Genomic DNA, 19,227 nt, shown 5'->3' on the forward strand with positions numbered 1-19,227 from the left:
TGTAGCGCAGATCGTGGACATCCTGATCGGCGCGGGGTTTAAGACCCTGCCGACTCCCTTCAAGGTGGGTAGTATTCCGTTCGAGTTTGCTGCGATGCTAGTTGGCACGGACAAGGCACCTGACCTCGTCGTCATCATCGACACCGTGACTGAGAAAGAGGAGCGCGCTCGACAGAAAATTGGCGGATTGGGTCGCGCGCTTGATGCAGTGCAATCGCGTCGGCCCGTGACTGCCATTATCACAGGACCGACTCCCGGCGAGCAGACGCTGGAGTCTATCTCGAAGGTTTGTCGCGTTCTGCCGGTCGGTACACCTACCGGACCGTCAGACGACAGCCTCTTGCGCGACTGGTTAGCAGTTCTATTGCCGTTGAAGGTGCCTGATACATCGGCGGTAGCAGCAGATCCACTAATCAACTTGCGCAATCAAACGGATGAATTGGGAGCGCTCATAGTGGGCGCGGCACCACGTGGTGCGCGCGCTGTCCAGGACGTCCTACGCAAGCGTTTGGAAACGCCGCTCAAAGCGGCCATTGCGACGCTGTCGGACAGCGACGGGGATTTAATATGACCGTTCTCGATCCGATTGAAGGTCTGGTTATTCAGAATTTCCGCAGCATTCGAGGAACGGTGCCTGTCCCGCTTGATGCCCCTATAGTGCTGATCCACGGCGCGAATGGCGCAGGCAAGACCAGCATTCTGGCGGCTCTTGAACTGGCGCTTACTCGGGAAATTCCCGCAATGAGGCGGGACGACGAGGCCTTTGAGCGTTTCCTTGTACATCAAGGGCAGGAGAAGGCCTCTGTCTCACTCGTCGGGAGGAACAATGTTCCACTAGAGCAGGGAACAATAACCGTTGAAGGCGGCATGGTTAATGGTACCGCGCTTCTCAATAGCGAGGACGCGCAGTTCTTCAGCAACCGTTGCATGCTGGCGCAGTCGGTCCTGAGCCGTTTGTTGAAAATTTATCAGGATGCCGATCCTAACAAGGAGTCGGCCCTCACGCATTTCGTGAAGGACCTGTTGAGGCTGGACCAGCTCGACGCCGTCATTGATGGGCTTCAGCCTGTCGGCGATGTCCGCAATGTACGAAAGCTTGCTCCGGCTTACAAGGACGCAGAAGACTTGAAGAAATCAAAGGAGGCTGAGCGCTCGCGCTTGGTCCGAGAGCGTTCTGATGTTTCGCAGCAGGTCACAAGTGAACTCACCCTTCTGCAAGAGGAACTGGACGTCGCTTTGCCGGGCCGCAAGGCCGATCTTCAGGCATTGGAGACATTGCGCGACGAACTTCGGCAACAGGATACTGGATCTCGATTGCTCGATGAGCGCGGTCGCTTGAATGAACTTCAGTCCGTCGAGAAGGCTTGGTCGAGTATCGCGAAAAATATCGGCTCGCTTCAACGCGCCGAGGTTGAGTATCGCGCGAGTCAGGCTACCGCGAACGCGAGCAAGTGGCGCGAGGCAACCGGCGTTGAGCTGGAGGCGATCACCGCTGCACTGCGTGAATTTTTCCCCGATCTTCCATCCTGGTCGTCGACCAGTCCTGACCTTGCCTATGCCTCCGCCCATCAACGCCTTGAGGAGGAGCTGGCGAGGTTGAATGGGCTGCTATCTAAGGATGACGACAATCTCGCGTCGCAGAAGAGAGCGGCTGAATCCCAGGCGCAGGATGAGGCCCGACTTAAGATCATTTCCTCTCAGATTGCCGAGATCTCCCAGACGTCCAGCCAGATTGCAACTGCATTGGCAAGCGTTCTTCCGCATATCCATGACAATGAATGTCCCGTGTGCGGTCGCGATTACGGCGAGGTCTCGAAGGAACCGCTGTCTGCCCACGTGCAACAGCATATAGCGCGGATAACGACGGATGCGGCGCGTCTCGGTCAGTTGTCCAACGAGCAGGCTGCGACCGCGACACGCATTACCACAACGACGCGACAACTTGATCGGCTGCGCACTGCAATTCTTTCAGATGAGGTTAAGCTTCAGACACGCCGAAGGATTGTTTCGCTGACTGAACGTCAGGTTGCTCTTGCGCGAATTTCCGATGCTGTCGCTGCAGGAGCGAAGCTTCTCTCGGACGAGGCCGTCGCCTCACGCGATCTTGGTCGCTTCGGGGAGAACGATCGACTTTCGAACGAGCTGCGCGGCAGTGCATCGCGCATCAGTGAAGCCTTCAGCGGTAAGCCGATAGCCCAGTCGGACCAGTTGGGACCGTTTCTTGCGGAGCTTCGGCAGGCGATCGCGGGTCGCGTGGAGAGCCTTCAGCGCATCCAGCGGGGGATCGAAGCCGCAACCAATCGATGCACGCTTGTCCTCCGGCTGCGCTCGCAGCGGGATACAGTTGCCGATGATATCGCGCGTCTAGATGGAGACATCGAGAAACTGGACGAGGCTTTTGCGGTTGCAGACGCGGACCGCAAGCGCGCTAAGGAACTCTCCGATATCGCTCGGAAAGCCAGAACCAATACAGTGCGCAACGTGTTCAATAACTCCCTGAACATGCTTTGGCGTGATCTGTTTGTGAGGCTGGCTCCGACTGAGCCGTTCATTCCGGCTTTTCGCATTCCGGCAGATGCGACTGAGATCAGCGCAACCCTAGAAACCCATCACCGCAAAGGAATGCCCGGCGGCACGCCGGGCTCAATGTTGAGTTCCGGCAATCTCAATACGGCAGCGCTAACGCTGTTCCTTGCGCTTCATTTCTCCGTCGCTACTTCACGGCTGCCGTGGTTGGTTCTCGACGATCCAGTGCAGAGTATGGACGAGTTGCATATTGCTCAATTCGCAGCGCTGCTGCGAACGATATCGCGCAACCAGCATCGGAAGATCATCATCGCCGTGCATGAGAAGCCGTTGTTCGACTATCTGGCTCTCGAACTGAGCCCTTCTTTCGAGACGGACAAACTCCTTACATTGGAAATACGTCGCGGCATCGAAGACGACACGCAGGTGATTCCGCGCTACCTGCCGTATCAGAAAGACGCTGTAGCTGCCTAGCTAATCTGTTAGTTGGATGCGGGCTATTACAAGGTCCGCGCTGGGCCGTTAACTCTGCACCAATGGGCATGAGGTCGAAGCTGAGCGCTCGAATCAGGGCTGATCGCGCCTTGCACTGGAGGCCAAGTATTTTGCATCTCCGCGGCTATCGAATCAACGAGTGTAGAGTACGCCACCGGTGATGAATCTCCGCGGACCAAGACCAAGGCAATACCGCCGTTCTCCTGTATTTGCACGCCACAGTGCTACTACGACCAAAACTTGTTGAACGAACCTGATTTGAGGCTCTTTTAGTCAACCCCAACCGGGGACCTGCGTGAGGCGCGCCCCGTGAGAGAACGGGGCGGGGATGACTTCCAACCACCACAAGCCGGAGGCGATCGCACGCGGCGCACGCATGCTGCGCACCGCTCTGGGGCCGGCGATTGCGCGATTTCTGGAAGACCCCGCTGTCGTCGAGGTGATGCTGAACCCGGACGGTCGGTTGTGGATCGATCGTCTCTCCGAAGGTCTGGCCGACACGGGCGAGATGATGTCGGCGGCCGATGGCGAGCGCATCGTGCGCCTGGTCGCGCACCATGTCGGCGCGGAGGTGCATCCGCGTTCGCCGCGCGTCTCGGCGGAACTGCCCGAGACCGGTGAACGCTTCGAGGGCCTGTTGCCGCCGGTCGTCGCAGCGCCGGCCTTCGCCATCCGCAAGCCTGCGGTCGCGGTGTTCACGCTCAACGACTATGTGGCGTCCGGCATCATGGGCGCCGATCAGGCGGAGACGTTGCGCGCCGCTGTCGCGTCCCGCGCCAACATTCTAGTCGCGGGCGGCACAAGCACTGGCAAGACAACGCTCACCAATGCGCTGCTCGCCGAAGTGGCGAAGGGCGCCGATCGCGTCGTCATCATCGAGGACACGCGCGAGCTGCAATGCGCCGCGCCGAACCTCGTGGCGATGCGCACCAAAGACGGCGTGGCGACGCTCTCCGATCTCGTGCGCTCGTCATTGCGCCTGCGCCCCGACCGCATTCCGATCGGTGAGGTGCGCGGCGCTGAAGCGCTCGACTTGCTCAAGGCATGGGGCACCGGACACCCCGGCGGCATCGGCACCATCCACGCTGGCACCGGCATCGGCGCGCTGCGCCGACTCGAGCAGCTCATTCAAGAGGCCGTCGTCACCGTTCCGCGCGCCCTCATCGCCGAGACCATCGATCTTGTCGCCGTGCTCTCCGGCCGCGGCTCCGCGCGGCGGCTGGCCGAACTCGCCCGCGTCGACGGGCTCGGCCCGGACGGCGACTACCGCATCACCCCCGCAACCATCTCGAACAACGGAGAGTCAGAATGATCCATGCCGCCTCCCGCATCCGTCGCCATCTCGCGACGGCCGCCGCCTTCGTGACCGTCACCTTGCTCATGGCACCGGCCGCCTATGCGTCGGGCTCGTCGATGCCGTGGGAACAGCCTCTGCAAAAGATCCTCGATTCCGTCGAAGGACCGGTCTCCAAGATCATCGCCGTCATCATCATCATCGTCACCGGCCTGACGCTGGCCTTTGGCGATTCATCGGGCGGCTTCCGCCGCCTGATCCAGATCGTGTTCGGCCTGTCGATCGCCTTTGCGGCGTCGAGCTTCTTCCTGTCGTTCTTCTCGTTCGGCGGTGGAGCGCTGGTCTGATGGCCGTCGCCTTCGAACAGCTCGACGCCGTGCCGGGGTTTTCAGTCCCGGTCCATCGCGCGCTCACCGAGCACATCATGCTCGGCGGCGCTCCACGCTCCATCGCCATCATGAACGGGACGCTCGCCGGCGCGGTCGGCCTCGGCCTGCGCCTCTGGCTGGTCGGACTCCTCATCTGGGCGGTCGGTCACTTCGCCGCCGTCTGGGCGGCGAAGCGCGATCCGCTGTTCGTGGAAGTCGGCCGTCGCCATCTGCGCATCCCCGGTCATCTGGCGGTCTAAGGGAGATGCGCCCGTGATGAATCTCGCCGAATATCGCCACAATGCTCAACGTCTGGCGGACTATCTGCCCTGGGTCGCGCTCGTCACGAAAGGCGTCGTGCTGAACAAAGACGGCTCCTTCCAGCGGAGCGCACGCTTTCGCGGCCCTGATCTGGATTCCGCGGTCGCCGCCGAACTGGTTGCCGTCGCCGGCCGCATCAACAACGCCTTCCGCCGTCTCGGATCGGGCTGGAGCATCTTCGTCGAGGCGCAGCGCCACGAGGCCGCGACCTATCCGAACAGCACGTTTCCCGATCCAGCCTCCGCACTCGTCGATGCCGAACGCAAGGCCGACTTCGAGGAAGAAGGCGTCCATTTTGTATCGAGCTATTTCCTCACCTTCCTGTTTCTGCCGCCCGCCGAGGAAGCCGCGCGCGCCGAGACCTGGCTTTACGAAGGACGCGAACGCTCAGGCGTCGATCCCCGTGAAATCCTGCGCGCCTTCACAGATCGCACCGACCGCGTGCTCGCGCTGCTTGACGGATTCATGCCGGAATGCGCGTGGCTCGATGACGGCGAGACGCTGACCTACCTGCATTCGACCGTTTCGACTAGGCGCCATCGCGTGCGCGTGCCGGAGACGCCGATCTATCTCGACGCACTGCTGGCGGACCAGCCACTGACGGGCGGGCTGGAGCCACGCCTTGGCGATCAGCATCTGCGCACCCTCACCGTCGTCGGCTTCCCGACCGCGACGACGCCCGGCCTGTTGGACGAACTGAACCGGTTGCCGTTCCCCTATCGATGGTCGACCCGCGCCATCCTGCTCGACAAGCTGGAGGCGACGAGGCTGCTGACGAAGATTAGGCGGCAATGGTTCGCCAAGCGCAAATCCATCGCCGCCATCCTGAAGGAAGTGATGACGAACGAGCAATCCGTGCTCGTGGACACGGACGCATCGAACAAGGCCGCCGACGCCGACGTGGCGCTGCAAGAACTCGGCGCGGACGTGGCGGGCATGGCCTATGTCACCGCGACCATCACGGTGTGGGACGCCGATCCCCGCGTTGCCGACGAGAAACTGCGGCTGCTTGAGAAGGTCATCCAGGGCCGCGACTTCACCGCCATGATCGAAACGGTGAACGCGGTCGATGCCTGGCTCAGCTCGTTGCCGGGACACGCCTACGCGAACGTCCGACAGCCGCCGATCAGCACCTTGAATCTCGCCCACATGATTCCCTTGAGCGCAGTGTGGGCGGGGCCGGAACGGGACGAGCACCTCGGCGCACCCCCGCTGCTTTATGGCAGGACCGAAGGCTCAACCCCGTTCCGGTTTTCCCTGCATGTCGGCGATGTCGGCCACACCCTCGTCGTCGGCCCGACCGGCGCCGGCAAGTCGGTGCTGCTGGCGCTGATGGCGTTGCAATTCCGGCGTTATGAAAGAAGCCAGGTCTTCGCCTTCGACTTCGGCGGCTCGATCCGTGCGGCGGCGCTCGCGATGGGCGGCGACTGGCACGATCTCGGCGGCGGTCTGACCGAAGGCTCGGATGCGTCCGTGTCACTCCAGCCGCTCGCCCGCATCCACGACACTTATGAGCGCGCTTGGGCAGCCGACTGGATCGTCGCCATCCTCATGCGCGAAGGCATCGCGGCCACGCCCGAGGTAAAGGAGTATCTTTGGACCGCGCTGACTTCGCTGGCTTCCGCGCCAATGGAGGAACGCACGATCACCGGGCTTGCGGTGCTCCTGCAATCCAATGACCTGAAACAAGCCCTTCGGTCTTACTGCGTCGGCGGTCCCTATGGCCGGCTGCTCGACGCCGAGTCCGAGCACCTCGGCAGTTCGGACGTGCAGGCGTTCGAGATCGAGGGCCTGGTCGGAACCGGCGCGGCGCCTGCCGTCCTCGCCTATCTGTTCCATCGTATCAGTGACCGGCTCGACGGCCGGCCGACGCTGCTCATCATCGATGAAGGCTGGCTCGCACTCGATGACGAAGGATTCGCCGGCCAGCTTCGCGAATGGCTCAAGACGCTGCGCAAGAAGAACGCCAGCGTTATTTTCGCCACGCAGTCGCTTTCCGACATCGACAATTCCGCTATCGCGCCCGCGATCATCGAAAGCTGCCCGACACGCCTCTTGCTTCCCAACGAAAGGGCGATCGAACCGCAGATCACGGCGATCTACCGCCGCTTCGGCCTTAATGACCGCCAGATCGAAATCCTCGCGCGGGCGACGCCGAAGCGGGATTATTACTGCCAAAGCCGCCGGGGCAACCGCCTGTTCGAGCTGGGCCTGTCCGAAGTCGGCCTCGCGCTCTGCGCCGCATCCTCCAAATCCGACCAGACCCTGATCGCCAGGATCGTCACCGAGCACGGTCGCGACGGCTTCCTCGCCGCATGGCTCAACGCCCGCGATGTGAACTGGGCGGTCGACCTCATCCCCAACCTCATCAACAAGGAGATGTCCTCATGATCCTGCGCCATTCCCGCGCGGTGCAAGCCGCCGTCGCATTGCTTTCCGCGCCGATCGCGTTTGCGCCTGTCCTCGTCACGCCCGCCCACGCGCTCATTGTGTTCGATCCTTCGAACTATGCGCAAAACGTGCTGACCGCCGCGCGCGCCCTCCAGCAGATCAACAACCAGATCACCAGCCTGCAAAATCAGGCGCAGATGCTCATCAATCAGGCCCGCAATCTGGCGAGCCTGCCGTATTCGTCGCTCCAGCAGATCCAGCAGAACGTCCAGCGCACGCAGCAGCTTTTGAACCAGGCGCAGAACGTTGCCTTCGATGTCCAGAAGATCGATCAGATGTTCCAGCAAAAATATGCCAGCGTGTCGATGTTGGCGACGGATCAGCAGCTCGTCGCCGATGCTCGCTCGCGCTGGCAGAATACCGTCGGCGGATTGCAGGACGCCATGCGCGTGCAAGCGGGCGTGGTCGGCAATATCGATACCAACCGCACGCAGATGTCAACGCTCGTCGGACAGAGCCAGTCGGCAACCGGCGCACTGCAGGCAACCCAGGCTGGCAACCAGATTCTCGCGCTCCAGTCGCAGCAGCTTTCCGATCTCGTCGCGGTTCTGTCCGCCAACGGCCGCGCGAGCGCGTTGACCGAGGCCGAACGCGCCGCCGCTGTCGCGCAGGGGACCGAGCAGCGTCGTCGTTTCCTGACACCGGGCAGCGGCTACACGCCCGGCAATGCGCAGATGTTCAACAGCGGCAATTGAGCGCCAGAGGGGGAGCATCGCCATGGACGGCAAGTTGTTGGCGCGTATTGGCGCTGTCGTGTTCATCGCCGTCGCCATCACGGCGGCTGTGATTCAGTCGGCCCGGAAAGAGGAGCAGCCGGCGCTGCCAGTGCCGAGCGCTCCCAAGACCAGGCAAGATCCGCTGCGCGAGGGCCAGCTCCGGTGTCAGGAAATCGGGCAACAGGCAGCCGCCGATCCGCAATGCCTGCGTGTCTGGGCCGAAACCCGCGACCGCTTCCTGGGCCACGCGCCGGCGTCGCCGTCATCGAACGATCGGCGGTGAGCACATGGGCGGTTCCGGCGTCATCGACAATTTCCTCGGGGTGTTCACCCGCTATATCGATTCCGGCTTCGGGCTGTTGTCCGGCGAAGTCGGCTTCATCGCCACCACGCTGATCGTCATCGACGTGACGCTCGCGGCGCTGTTCTGGAGCTGGGGCGCGGACGACGACATCATCGCGCGGCTCGTCAAGAAGACGCTGTTCGTCGGCGTCTTCGCCTATCTCATCTCCAACTGGAACAATCTCGCCAAGATCATCTTCGACAGTTTCGCCGGCCTTGGCCTCAAGGCGAGTGGCACCGGCTTCACCGTGGAGGATCTGCTCCGTCCCGGCAAGGTTGCGCAGACTGGCCTCGACGCGGCGCGGCCGCTCCTTGAGGCCATCTCCCCGCTGATGGGCTGGATCGCGGTGTTCGAGAACCTGATCCAGATCGCTTGCCTGCTGTTCGCCTGGGCGCTGGTGATCCTCGCCTTCTTCATTCTTGCGATCCAACTGTTCGTCACGCTCATCGAGTTCAAGCTGTCGACGCTCGCAGGCTTTGTACTCATCCCCTTCGGCCTGTTCGGCAAGACCGCTTTCATGGCCGAGCGCGTGCTGGGCAACGTCATTTCCTCTGGCATCAAGGTGCTGGTGCTCGCTGTCGTCATCGGCATCGGCTCGACATTGTTCAGCCAGTTCACGCAGGGCTTCGGCGGGACCACGCCGACCATCGACGATGCGATGGCCATTGTCCTTGCCGCCTTGTCGCTCGTCGGCCTCGGCATCTTCGGTCCCGGTATCGCCAATGGCCTCGTGTCCGGCGGTCCTCAGCTTGGCGCGGGCGCCGCGATAGGCACGGGCCTTGCGGTGGGGGGCGCAGCGTTCGCCGCCGGCGGCGGCGCCATGCTGGCTGCGCGAGGTGGAGCGGCTGCGCTTTCCGGTGGCGCGGCGGCCGTTCGTGGCGGCGCTGCCGCGGCAGGAGCCGCATCGTCCGCCTACACGCTTGGCTCGCTCGGCCAGTCCGGTGCATCTGGCGTGGCCTCCGGACTAGGCGGTGTGGCGCAGGCGGCAGGCCCCGCCGCCGTTTCACCTCTCAAGCGTGCCGCCGCGCGTGCGGCCGAAAGCGTCAAATCGAGTTACGCCGGTGGCGTGAAGGGCTCGTTCGCAGCAACAGGCGGCTCATCGACCATGGGCACGGTGGGCGGCGGCGCGGAAGCCGCGAATGACGCCTCCTTCTCCGCAGGCGGCGCGGCCAACGCATCCTCGAATGCTCCGCCAGCCTGGGCGAGACGCATGAAGCGCGGACAGTCCGTCAGCCACGGCGTCCAGACCACCGCCCATGCGGTCCGCTCCGGCGACAGCCACGGCTCCGGCTCTTCCGTCAACCTTTCTGAAGGCGATCAAAAATGAACTTCTTCAAGCGGCCCGCCGCGCATTATGGCAAGTCACCGCAACCCGAGACGCCCTATCAGCGCGCCGCGCAGGTCTGGGATGAGCGCATCGGCTCCGCGCGCGTGCAGGCAAAGAACTGGCGCACCATGGCCTTCGGATCGCTGATCCTGTCGGCTGGCTTCGCAACGGCGCTCATCTGGCAATCGGCGCGCGGCATCGTTGTGCCCTGGGTGGTGCAGGTGGACAAACTCGGCCAGGCGCAGGCCGTTGCGCCGGCGACGGCCGATTATCGGCCGACCGATCCGCAGGTGGCATGGCACCTGGCGCGCTTCATCGAGCAGGTCCGTTCGATCCCGGCCGATCCGGTCATCGTCCGCCAGAACTGGCTGCGCGCCTATGAGTGGACCACCGACCAGGGCGCGATAGCGCTCAACGACTACGCCCGCGCCAATGATCCTTTCGCCAAAGTCGGCAAGCAACAGGTCGCCGTCGATGTGTCCAGCGTGATCCGGGCATCCCCGGATTCCTTCAGGGTGGCCTGGACCGAGCGCCATTATGAGAGCGGCCAGCTTGCCGCCACGGAGCGCTGGACCGCGATCCTGACAATCGTCATCCAGCCGCCCCGCGACGCGGACCGCCTCAAGGCCAATCCGCTCGGGATTTACGTCAACGCCGTCAACTGGTCGCGGGAGATGAGCCAATGAACCGGACGACCATCCGCAAAAACGGAAACACGCCTTTCAGTAAATCCGCAATCGCGGCTTTGCTGTTGTCCGGTTCGGTGCTCGCCGGCTGCGCCACGGGGCAGAAGCCGCCGCAGATCGGCTATGACGCCGATGTGCCGCCGTTGCCGGCTGTACCCGCATCCGTCATCGACGATCGACCGAAGCCGCTGCATATCCCGCCGGCCTGGACGCCCGCCAGGGGAGGCGCAGCCGCCACCACGCCGACCGCGCGAATCGAGAACGCCAATGCGGCGGCCCGCGTGCAGCCTCGCCGCGAAGGCTACTACAACGCCATCCAGATTTATCCCTGGTCGGATGGCGCGCTCTATCAGGTCTATGCCGCGCCCGGCCAGATCAGCGACATCGCGCTGGAGCCCGGCGAGAACCTCACTGGCGCGGAACGGATCGCGGCCGGCGACACCGCGCGCTGGATCATCGGCGACACGGAATCGGGGTCTGGCGTCACTCGCCGCGCCCATGTGCTGGTAAAGCCCTCGCGGCCTGACATCACCACCAATCTCGTTATCACGACGGACCGGCGCACCTACATGCTCGAGCTACGCTCGGACAAAAAGCCCTACATGCCGTCCGTCGCCTGGTCCTATCCGCAGTTGCCGGCCGGGCAGCGCGCGAGCGTCCCCGCAACCCCCATCATTCCGGCCGCTGCCGCACGCAACTATCGCTACGGCCTGACCGGGGACAATCCGCCGTGGAAGCCCGTCGCTGTCTATGACGATGGCCGCAAGGTCTATGTCGAATTCCCGCGTGGCATCGTGCAGGGCGAGATGCCGCCGATCTTCGTCATCGGCCCGGATGGCGAGGCGCAGATCGCCAACAGCCGCATCTACCACAACATCCTGATTGTCGACCGCTTGTTCGGCGCGGCCGAACTGCGCCTTGGCGGCGGCGACAAGCAACAAACCGTCAGGATCGTCCGCACGGACGGGAGGCCGTCATGAGCGAGAACAATGAAACGAACACTGCTGCGCCGATGCGGCTTCGCGCCGAACCGCCCCGCGTCACCCGCCTGTCACGCAAGGTCCTCGCCGGGATCGGTGTCGTGGGCTCCCTCGGGATCGGCGGGGCGCTGATCTATGCCCTTCACACGCACGATAACGGCAATAGCGGCCAGGAGCTTTACTCCACCGCCAATCGGCAACCTGCCGATGGTATCGCGGGCCTGCCGCGCGACTATACCGGCCCAGCCCTCGGGCCGCCGCTACCGGGCGATCTTGGCCGTCCGATCGTCGACGCGCAGAACAAGGGCCAGCCGGTCGTGCCACCGACCATCATGACGCCGACGGTCGATGAAGCTGAGCAACGCCGGCGGGCCGAGGAAGAGGCCGCGCGCGTCAGCCGTGTCTTCTTCCAGACCGCGCCGGGCAATACGGCCACGGCCGCAACTTCGGCAGGTACGACCATGCCTAACCTTGCCGGGCTCGATCTGACCGGCCAAGCTGGTCAGCAGAACGCGCAGGACAAACAACTCGCCTTCCTCAACGCCGCTGTTGATCGCCGCACCACGTCATCCGATCGCGTCATGGCTCCCGCGTCGCCGTTCGTGCTCCAGGCCGGTGCTGTTATCTCCGCCGCTTTGATCACCGGTATTCGCTCCGAACTGCCGGGACAAATCACGGCGCAGGTGACGGAGAACATTTACGACAGCCCGACCGGCCGTATCCTCCTCGTGCCGCAGGGCACGCGCGTGATCGGCCAATACGACAACAACGTCCAGTTCGGGCAGCGCCGTGTGTTGCTCGTCTGGAACAGGCTCATTCTGCCGAACGGCCGTTCCATCGTTCTGGAGCGTCAGCCCGGCGCCGATGGCCAGGGCTATGCCGGTCTGGAGGATGGCGTCGATTATCACTGGTGGGATCTCGCCAAGGCGGCCGGCCTGTCGACGCTGTTGTCCGTCGGAGCCGAGCTTGCCATCGACGACGAGAATGCATTGCTTCGCGCGATCCGCAATGGCGGTCAGGACACCATCAACAACGCGGGGCAGCAGATCATCCGTCGTCAGCTCAATGTGCCGCCGACGCTGACTATTCGGCCGGGCTTCCCTGTCAGGATCGTCGTGACGCGAGACCTAGTATTCGAACCATATAGAGGCTGATGATGACGAAACTGAAACTCGGCGCGATTCCCGAGGACAAGCCCGTGAAGGTATCGCATGAGATACCTGCGCCGGTGTTTGAGGACTTGACGCTTTATGCACGCCTGATGGCGGAAAGCGGTCAGCCACCGGTCGAGCCCGTCAAACTGATCGTGCCAATGATTGCGCGCTTTATGGCGACGGATCGTGCTTTTGCGAAAGCGCGCCGTTCGCTCCAATCGTCGAAGACCGGAGTTTGACACTCCCTGACTTCTGCGACGACGCCATCGAGCGCGCCAAACTGAGGAAACGCCGAAACGCCGGATTGTCGTTCCTCGGCGACCAGACGGCACTGAACGGAAGCATCTCGCCAGTGATTGGCCGGTAAACGGTCCCGGGAAACTGTGCAGCGGTCGTAGCCTCACTGGTCAATGTAAGCCCTCTACCCAGAGCAACAAGTCCAAACAGACTGTCCCTGTCAACATATTGTAGCTGAATATCGGGATGATAGCCGAGATCAGCGAAATGTTGGATCAAGTAATCATGAATTATAGGGCCTGATGCAAGTTCGCTAATAATAAAGCTCTCGCCCGCGAGATCGGTCCAGCCGAGCTCAATTCTCTCCGCGAGTGGATGTCTTGCAGGTAATACCGCAAACACCCGCTCTGACCACAAGTGTGCCGTATCACAGTCTTTCCACATGGACATTCCGGTTATGAACGCAACATCAAGTCTGAGTTGTCGAATAGCTGCGATATGCTCGGCTGGACTACCATGGATGAAATCAACTGTTACATTGTGGTGTCTCTTGTCAAACGCGCACATTAGCTTTGACAAAAAGCCAGAAGCAAGCGATGAAAAAATGCCGATCCTGACAACGCCCTCTTCGCCGCGCCCCACTGTAGCGATAGTTCGAGTACCTTCACGGATAATTTCGAGTCCCTGTCTTGCTTTTCGGAGGAAGCGTTCGCCCGCATAGGTCAACGACACGCCATACGCGCCGCGTTGAAACAGTGAAGCACCGATTTCATCCTCGAGGTCGCGAATACGGCGACTTATCGCTGATTGCTGGACATTCAACGTGCGAGCTGCTTTCCGAAAGCTGCCACATTCAGCCGCCGCTATGAAATAGCGTAACTGGCGGAATTCGACTGACGCGCTACCGTTCTCCATTACAGTTATCCTGTCGGCTGTTCACCGCGATAGACAGCATGCTGTCCGCGACGCGCGTTCTTCACGGCGACGATGAAACGCTTAGTCCACTGTCCAGTCATCAACGTATCCTATGAGGACGCTGTTTCGGCTTAGGTGGAAGTCTCGCGCCGAGATGGCGGCAGTCGATAGTTACTTCAATTGTCGGGTGAAGATCGAATTTGTCCGGACGCTTCTCCTACGCTGCCGTTGCGTCATTGTTGTCCAGCCGTTGGGATGCCGCTGACGATCGTTAAAAAGACCTCTTCGAGACGCGGCCTCAAATGAAAACACGATCCTCGTGCTCAGATAACAAGTATGTGTTCTTACCAGGAATTAAGAACTATTCTGAATAAATCACCGTTACGGCTTCCAACTCTGTGATTGATTAAAGAAGTACATGGAGGATCACCCGCGCAATCTGTTACGCTTTACTATCCAACGCGCGTACATCAGCGTGGAGCCTACGCTGCAAGGAAAGCAACATTAGCGACAAGGTAACGCAAGCACTCGACAGCAAACTCATGCACCCGGACATCTGCGATCCCATGAGTCAGATTACTGCTTTTCGGGTGATCTGAGGGCGCGTAACAATCCATATAGTCGAGCAGGCAAGCTAGGATAACGCAATGCGTTATCTCCCTATGGGAGATGAATGTGAGCCGAAACCGCCCTGCGATTGAATTTGGTAGAGATTGTATCGGCAGGCGAGGAGCGAGGTCGACGCAGCAGTCGTTGCGGCGAAGTGGATAGGAGATTATCGGTAAATTGACGACATGCTCAACGGCCACAACCCTGCCTCGGCAAGCATCCTTGTTGTGCTGCGCGTGTTGCGACCCGCGCGACGCCGAGTAAGGACTCGCGTTCAAGGAAGAGCGGAAGCCAATTTTCAAATAGATCTGCAGCATGATATCAGGAAGTACTGGTATACACTCGTAGGCCGGCAGGCCGATGGGCATCACTTGATCGCCGTTTACGACATGTATTGATGCTTCACGGGGAAGCAATGAGTTCGGCAATATTCCCGATCCTGATGCGGGGTCCGCGAGGTGGATCGGCGCGCTTCGATGCAGAATCCCAGAACTGTCAGGGATTTCCAAGCCGTGATAGACGTTTCTTGCGGAAACTAGCCGGTCTTTCCTTGGAAATCTGCAGAGGCGTTGCTGAAAAGGATATCCTGGTTTGCCATCGTGACCGCCTCATGCAAACTCTGCGACGGGACATCCTAGACGGCTCGCTTTATCATTCGCATTGAGTTCGGCGCGCACCAAGTCACGATTTTTTTGGTATAGGCGTGGTCGCCGGGGCGAGGTCGGTCTGTGGATGGATATTTGACAAGTCCAGGTCGGAGCGCGTCCGGAAAGCAGGAAGTCCAACGTGCTTGCGATGATCATCATTGCCGGGGCTAAACTTAAGAAGAGCGAGGCTCGCTGCGAGTGTGGCCGGTTTTGCGTTATGAAATTCGGCTTGCGTAACGCGTGATCTTCCCGCATGCAGTTAGAAGTACACGACATCGGGATGTTTATTGCGGCGAGGTTCTGCCGAGATGGGTATACTGCAACCGAGAGGCTCGCGTGAGCAAAGTTCGCACAAGCGCGCGCAGGAACTTGCGTCGGCAGAGGCCCTCATAGTGGTCGGTGCTGCGAGTAGCGGACCTCGCGCGCTACCGCGTATGCTCGGGATATTCGACGCCATCGCCAAGTCCCCGGATGGCCTCTCTCTGGCCGAGCTTTCCAGCAGATTGAAATCGCCTAAAAGCAGCCTGCTCACCCTGTTGCGCCCCATGGTCGGCGGCAACTATCTCATCCATTCGAACAATCGGTACACTCTCGGGAACGAGAGCTTCATCCTCGCGACTAACATTCTGTCTGCACGGAAATTTAGTTCCCTCGTGCGTGGATTGATGATGGAACTACAGCGAAGCTGCCCTGAGACCATCGTTTTGGCTGTCATCGATCGCGCCGCGCAAACCGCCATCTATTCCGATGTGATCGAGAGCCCGCAGCTTGTGCGCTATTCGGTGCCTAACGGCACGTCGCGACCTCTCTATACATCCGCAGCTGGTCAGCTCTTATTGGCCTTCCAAGATGACAAGTGGCGGGATCAATATCTGCGACGGGTGAAGCTTAGTCCGCTAACTGCACGTACACTCACTAAGGTCGAGCAACTGCGAAAGAAGCTGAACGCGATCAGGCAAACTGGACTGAGTGTGAGTGTGTCCGAAGCGGTCGAAGGAGCAACTGGCGTCGCCGCCCCGATCTTTGGATCCGACGGCGCGATACTGGCTGCCTTGCTGATCGCCGGTCCAACTGATCGATATAACCGCGAGGGCGAAAATTGGGGCGAACTGGCCAAAGATGCAGCTTTTCGCGCCTCTCGCGCCATAGGTTTTGCCGGCACCGCCCAGGAGCACGACTAGGCTTCCCGTATCGCACAACTCATATGTATTTTGGTTTTCGCATCGCGGCGACGGCGCCCAGCCGCCTTCAGTGTGAATTGGCGACGGCTTGCTTGCGATAATGAAAGTCTCGCCGTTGAGTGGGGCCGAAAGGAATTTTCCCTATCGGTGGCTCGGGTCTATTCTAAAGTAAGGGCGCGTGGGATCGCCTATATCCCGATCAGTCCCAACCGGAGCTACAGGAGTTTCTCTTGTCGGATCGCTCGGGCTACATCAATGGCAAATGCATAATCATCAATGGTGGCCGATCGCTCAAGAGGCTGCGCGGCGGCGCCAAGACATTGTTCGAATGGTCGCCAACACTATGGGATGATTTCGAGAGGAGACTTGTGCAGACGTAGCGCCGAGGCCGTAGTCGATGGTATGCGCTCCCAGGTAATCGCAAGCGGAAATCTGCCGAATAAGGATCGTCGCTGTCCTTTCTCCGCGACGCCGACCAAGGCCATTTCGTGCTTCTCTCGATGAGATGCCAATTCGCGCGCAGTGGAGAAGCCATTGCTAGTTAAGCTTCGGCCGATTCTACTCAAAAAACACAGGTATGTGCTTTTGCCTCTCCGCAGTGAATTGAATTGACTGATCCGAGCTAAAAAGGCCTTTGATGTCAGATATTAGTCACAGCCGCGACGGCTTGAACTGTGAGGCGATAGATGGACTTGGGCTTGAGGAATAAATCCGTAATCGTCACCGGCGGTGGCTCCAATATCGGACGCGCAATCGTGTTAGGTTTTGCCTCTGAAGGAGCGAACATTACGATCGGTGACATCGATGCCGGTCAGGCGGAGGACACCGCCAAGCTCGCGCGAGAGCAAGGGGCCGCGTCATGCCAAGTCGTCAAGACCGACGTCACCGACCTTGCGTCCGTTCAAGCGATGTTCAAGGCCGCGACTGATAAATTCGGAAGCGTTGACGTGCTAGTCAACAATGTCGGATGGGATAAACTGATGTTCTTTACTCAGACCGATCCCGAGTTCTGGCGCAAGGTCATTAACATCAACTTCGTTGGTAATCTCAACTGCACGAAGACCGCGCTCGAAATCATGATCCCCAAGAACACTGGTTCGATCGTGTCGATCAGCTCCGACGCAAGCCGCCAAGGTGAGCTACGGGAGGCCGTCTACGGTGGTATGAAAGCGGCGGTCAACAGTTTCACGAAGACAGTGGCGCGGGAAAATGGCCGTTATGGTATCCGCTGCAACGTGGTGTGTCCCGGTGTCACCATACCTAAGGACCCAAGTGACGTGGGGGGCTCGAGCATGTGGTCCAACATGGCCGACATGTTCACACCTGATCAGCTGGAGAAGGTAGCAAAGGCCCTCCCCTTGCGGACGATCGGACACCCGGAGGATATCGTCGGCGCGGTAATGTTCTTGTCATCCAGAAAGGTTGCGGGCTACATCACGGGGCAGGTTCTGTCGGTGTCTGGCGGCTACAGCATGATCGGCTGACGCTTAACTCGACCATTGACGAGTATCCTCATCTTCGGATCAGGAGTGCAAGCGTTTGCGTGCCATCATCCGGAGGGAAGGCGGGCGAGCAGCGCCGGCCTTGACGCACGGCTCTATTATCCTTTCACCTGCAGATTTTTCGGCCACATTTGATGGTGAAGCTGTCGGTCTGTCGAGACGTGAGTTCGCGATGTTGTCCGCTCTGATGGGAAGCTCCCGGCAGGTACGCTTCCGGGCCGAGCTTGAAGAACGCCTCTATGGCTGGCAGGAGGACGTCGAGAGCAACGCGGTTGAAGTACATATCCACACTCCCCGCGCCAAGATCAAAAAGGATGCCATCCAGACCCTGCGTGGCATCGGACACGGATGGGGAGCCCGATGAGGTCCTGAGACCGAGGCTTTCGCGACATTGCTTGTAGCGACCGGGATTGTCTGCGTGACGACGGTCGCCTGGATCCACGTCGGCAGCCGCGCTGAAGTCGAGCAGGTTCTAATCTCCTGCAGGAGGCGGCGCGCATGGTCTCGTCGCCACCACCGGCTTTGAAAATCTGTCGGGTAAGTCCGTGTCGGATGCCATCAAACATCTCGGCTACAAAAAAGCAATTGTCGTGCCAGGTCTGGCCGCTCGACAACTGCATGGTCACTAAAATAGAGCGGCGCGCCTGATAAGCAGCTGTTATCGGGATCTTCCGGATATCCGACCGGACCATCGAGGACGAGACCTCGCGCGTGTTCATCGTCGGGGGACGCCAGCCATAATCTTCGAGTGATGGTGGGTGGCAGATTGCCTTTTCGAGCGCTTGGTAACCGACCTCATCAAAGGTCTGAGCTGCCGACGCCGCTGATTACGCCGCTGCTCGACGCGGTGATTTTGGCTCAGTGACACGTGTGGATTCAGCGCGGACGCTTCGATTCAACGCCGGCCAACTTTCGCATGTAGACGTGGGGACTTGACCCCATCTCACTCCGAAACGCGAAGACAAAGGCGGATGCGGACCCGTAGCCTAGTCGCATTGCGGTCTCGGTGACACCCGTACCGCTACTCAGAAGCTCGATCGCGCGCAATAGTCGAAGTCGTCTTCGCCATGATCGTAAACTTGAACCCATCTCAGCTTCGAACTGCCGCGTGAGCGTGCGGGATGACATGCCAAGTGTCTTCGCCCAATCGTCTGAACTGCGAGCATCCGCTGGATCAACGTAGAGGACCTCACAAAGACGGAGCAGGCGTCCGCCGCGGGGCCAAGGCAGCCCAGCAATCAATGATGGAGCTCTGCGCAGTTGATCGAGAATGAGGGTCGCAACGCGGTCGGGATAACCGTCTCCATCCCGGCTTCCTTCGATAGTGGCGGCCTCGACAATCAATTCCTTCAACAGGGACGAAACGGCCAACACCGTTGATGCGCATGGCAAGTTTTGACCGGCATCGACGGCGATCCAAAGGCTGCGAAACTCTGCGCCGAGTAGAGATCCCACGCGATGATGGACTCCGCTCG

Annotated in this window: 18 protein-coding genes; 16 read left to right on the forward strand and 2 right to left on the reverse strand. The window is 60.6% G+C overall.

The window, feature by feature from the left end; translation table 11 throughout:
- The first annotated feature begins 13 nt into the window (after nucleotides 1-13).
- The 13 genes from Q0L57_RS06575 to Q0L57_RS06635 all read left to right on the forward strand — a co-directional run bounded on the left by Q0L57_RS06575 (nucleotide 14) and on the right by Q0L57_RS06635 (nucleotide 12,900).
- Nucleotides 14-571, forward strand: a complete 558-nt coding sequence (locus Q0L57_RS06575) for a hypothetical protein (RefSeq protein ID WP_296739771.1) — start codon at nucleotides 14-16, stop codon at nucleotides 569-571.
- On the forward strand, nucleotides 568-3,000 hold the full coding sequence (locus tag Q0L57_RS06580) for an AAA family ATPase (RefSeq protein WP_296739773.1): 2,433 nt from the start codon (nucleotides 568-570) through the stop codon (nucleotides 2,998-3,000). Before Q0L57_RS06575 ends, Q0L57_RS06580 begins: the two co-directional genes overlap by 4 nt.
- A gap of 349 nt (nucleotides 3,001-3,349) precedes the next feature.
- The gene (trbB, locus tag Q0L57_RS06585) at nucleotides 3,350-4,333 is read left to right on the forward strand and encodes a P-type conjugative transfer ATPase TrbB (RefSeq protein WP_296739776.1); all 984 of its coding nucleotides are present in this window, start codon (nucleotides 3,350-3,352) and stop codon (nucleotides 4,331-4,333) included.
- Nucleotides 4,330-4,662: a TrbC/VirB2 family protein gene (locus tag Q0L57_RS06590; protein ID WP_296739777.1), complete on the forward strand. Its 333-nt coding sequence runs from the start codon at nucleotides 4,330-4,332 to the stop codon at nucleotides 4,660-4,662. Before trbB ends, Q0L57_RS06590 begins: the two co-directional genes overlap by 4 nt.
- Nucleotides 4,662-4,943 carry a VirB3 family type IV secretion system protein gene (locus Q0L57_RS06595; protein WP_296739780.1) on the forward strand — a complete coding sequence of 94 codons (282 nt, stop codon included), beginning with the start codon at nucleotides 4,662-4,664 and terminating at the stop codon, nucleotides 4,941-4,943. Before Q0L57_RS06590 ends, Q0L57_RS06595 begins: the two co-directional genes overlap by 1 nt.
- Before the next feature lie 13 nt (nucleotides 4,944-4,956).
- Entirely contained in the window at nucleotides 4,957-7,395 is a 2,439-nt protein-coding gene (gene trbE / locus Q0L57_RS06600; protein ID WP_296739783.1) for a conjugal transfer protein TrbE, read from the forward strand.
- A complete protein-coding gene (gene trbJ, locus Q0L57_RS06605; RefSeq protein ID WP_296739785.1) occupies nucleotides 7,392-8,150 on the forward strand; it encodes a P-type conjugative transfer protein TrbJ in 759 nt (252 codons plus the stop codon). Before trbE ends, trbJ begins: the two co-directional genes overlap by 4 nt.
- Nucleotides 8,151-8,172: 22 nt before the next feature.
- Nucleotides 8,173-8,454: a putative entry exclusion protein TrbK-alt gene (trbK-alt, locus tag Q0L57_RS06610; protein WP_296739788.1), complete on the forward strand. Its 282-nt coding sequence runs from the start codon at nucleotides 8,173-8,175 to the stop codon at nucleotides 8,452-8,454.
- A gap of 4 nt (nucleotides 8,455-8,458) precedes the next feature.
- Nucleotides 8,459-9,841, forward strand: coding sequence for a P-type conjugative transfer protein TrbL (gene trbL, locus Q0L57_RS06615; RefSeq protein ID WP_296739791.1), 1,383 nt, complete (start codon nucleotides 8,459-8,461; stop codon nucleotides 9,839-9,841).
- Nucleotides 9,838-10,527 (forward strand): conjugal transfer protein TrbF, encoded by a 690-nt coding sequence (trbF, locus tag Q0L57_RS06620; protein WP_296739793.1) that lies wholly within the window; start codon nucleotides 9,838-9,840, stop codon nucleotides 10,525-10,527. The genes trbL and trbF overlap by 4 nt, the downstream gene beginning before the upstream one ends.
- Nucleotides 10,524-11,507: a P-type conjugative transfer protein TrbG gene (trbG, locus tag Q0L57_RS06625; RefSeq protein WP_296739796.1), complete on the forward strand. Its 984-nt coding sequence runs from the start codon at nucleotides 10,524-10,526 to the stop codon at nucleotides 11,505-11,507. Before trbF ends, trbG begins: the two co-directional genes overlap by 4 nt.
- Nucleotides 11,504-12,661 (forward strand): TrbI/VirB10 family protein, encoded by a 1,158-nt coding sequence (locus Q0L57_RS06630; protein WP_296739798.1) that lies wholly within the window; start codon nucleotides 11,504-11,506, stop codon nucleotides 12,659-12,661. The genes trbG and Q0L57_RS06630 overlap by 4 nt, the downstream gene beginning before the upstream one ends.
- A 2-nt stretch (nucleotides 12,662-12,663) precedes the next feature.
- A complete protein-coding gene (locus tag Q0L57_RS06635) occupies nucleotides 12,664-12,900 on the forward strand; it encodes a DUF2274 domain-containing protein (RefSeq protein ID WP_296739801.1) in 237 nt (78 codons plus the stop codon).
- On the opposite strand, the gene Q0L57_RS06640 is transcribed toward Q0L57_RS06635, so the two are convergent.
- Nucleotides 12,833-13,813, reverse strand: a complete 981-nt coding sequence (locus Q0L57_RS06640; protein ID WP_296739803.1) for a LysR family transcriptional regulator — start codon at nucleotides 13,811-13,813, stop codon at nucleotides 12,833-12,835. The genes Q0L57_RS06635 and Q0L57_RS06640 overlap by 68 nt on opposite strands.
- Before the next feature lie 1,690 nt (nucleotides 13,814-15,503).
- Here Q0L57_RS06640 and Q0L57_RS06645 point away from each other — a divergent pair.
- From Q0L57_RS06645 to Q0L57_RS06655, 3 genes are all read left to right on the forward strand, one after another.
- Nucleotides 15,504-16,250 carry an IclR family transcriptional regulator gene (locus tag Q0L57_RS06645; protein WP_296739805.1) on the forward strand — a complete coding sequence of 249 codons (747 nt, stop codon included), beginning with the start codon at nucleotides 15,504-15,506 and terminating at the stop codon, nucleotides 16,248-16,250.
- A gap of 686 nt (nucleotides 16,251-16,936) precedes the next feature.
- On the forward strand, nucleotides 16,937-17,734 hold the full coding sequence (locus Q0L57_RS06650) for an SDR family oxidoreductase (protein WP_296739807.1): 798 nt from the start codon (nucleotides 16,937-16,939) through the stop codon (nucleotides 17,732-17,734).
- Nucleotides 17,735-17,789: 55 nt separating this feature from the next.
- Nucleotides 17,790-18,116: a winged helix-turn-helix domain-containing protein gene (locus Q0L57_RS06655; protein WP_296739808.1), complete on the forward strand. Its 327-nt coding sequence runs from the start codon at nucleotides 17,790-17,792 to the stop codon at nucleotides 18,114-18,116.
- Between the two features lie 512 nt (nucleotides 18,117-18,628).
- Here the strand turns inward: Q0L57_RS06655 and Q0L57_RS06660 are convergent.
- The coding region (locus Q0L57_RS06660; protein ID WP_296739810.1) for an AraC family transcriptional regulator at nucleotides 18,629-19,227 on the reverse strand (599 nt) is incomplete at its 5' end.

This window comes from Mesorhizobium sp. (assembly GCF_024509055.1).
Taxonomy (GTDB): domain Bacteria; phylum Pseudomonadota; class Alphaproteobacteria; order Rhizobiales; family Rhizobiaceae; genus Mesorhizobium.

What these genes read in the sequence shown, in the direction of transcription:
- Q0L57_RS06580 (WP_296739773.1), top strand. Translation starts at nt 568, where the DNA reads ATGACCGTTCTCGATCCGATTGAAGGTCTGGTTATTCAGAATTTCCGC.
- trbB (WP_296739776.1), top strand. Translation starts at nt 3,350, where the DNA reads ATGACTTCCAACCACCACAAGCCGGAGGCGATCGCACGCGGCGCACGC.
- Q0L57_RS06590 (WP_296739777.1), top strand. Translation starts at nt 4,330, where the DNA reads ATGATCCATGCCGCCTCCCGCATCCGTCGCCATCTCGCGACGGCCGCC.
- Q0L57_RS06595 (WP_296739780.1), top strand. Translation starts at nt 4,662, where the DNA reads ATGGCCGTCGCCTTCGAACAGCTCGACGCCGTGCCGGGGTTTTCAGTC.
- trbJ (WP_296739785.1), top strand. Translation starts at nt 7,392, where the DNA reads ATGATCCTGCGCCATTCCCGCGCGGTGCAAGCCGCCGTCGCATTGCTT.
- trbK-alt (WP_296739788.1), top strand. Translation starts at nt 8,173, where the DNA reads ATGGACGGCAAGTTGTTGGCGCGTATTGGCGCTGTCGTGTTCATCGCC.
- trbL (WP_296739791.1), top strand. Translation starts at nt 8,459, where the DNA reads ATGGGCGGTTCCGGCGTCATCGACAATTTCCTCGGGGTGTTCACCCGC.
- trbF (WP_296739793.1), top strand. Translation starts at nt 9,838, where the DNA reads ATGAACTTCTTCAAGCGGCCCGCCGCGCATTATGGCAAGTCACCGCAA.
- trbG (WP_296739796.1), top strand. Translation starts at nt 10,524, where the DNA reads ATGAACCGGACGACCATCCGCAAAAACGGAAACACGCCTTTCAGTAAA.
- Q0L57_RS06630 (WP_296739798.1), top strand. Translation starts at nt 11,504, where the DNA reads ATGAGCGAGAACAATGAAACGAACACTGCTGCGCCGATGCGGCTTCGC.
- Q0L57_RS06635 (WP_296739801.1), top strand. Translation starts at nt 12,664, where the DNA reads ATGACGAAACTGAAACTCGGCGCGATTCCCGAGGACAAGCCCGTGAAG.
- Q0L57_RS06640 (WP_296739803.1), bottom strand. Translation starts at nt 13,813, where the DNA reads ATGGAGAACGGTAGCGCGTCAGTCGAATTCCGCCAGTTACGCTATTTC.
- Q0L57_RS06645 (WP_296739805.1), top strand. Translation starts at nt 15,504, where the DNA reads ATGCTCGGGATATTCGACGCCATCGCCAAGTCCCCGGATGGCCTCTCT.
- Q0L57_RS06650 (WP_296739807.1), top strand. Translation starts at nt 16,937, where the DNA reads ATGGACTTGGGCTTGAGGAATAAATCCGTAATCGTCACCGGCGGTGGC.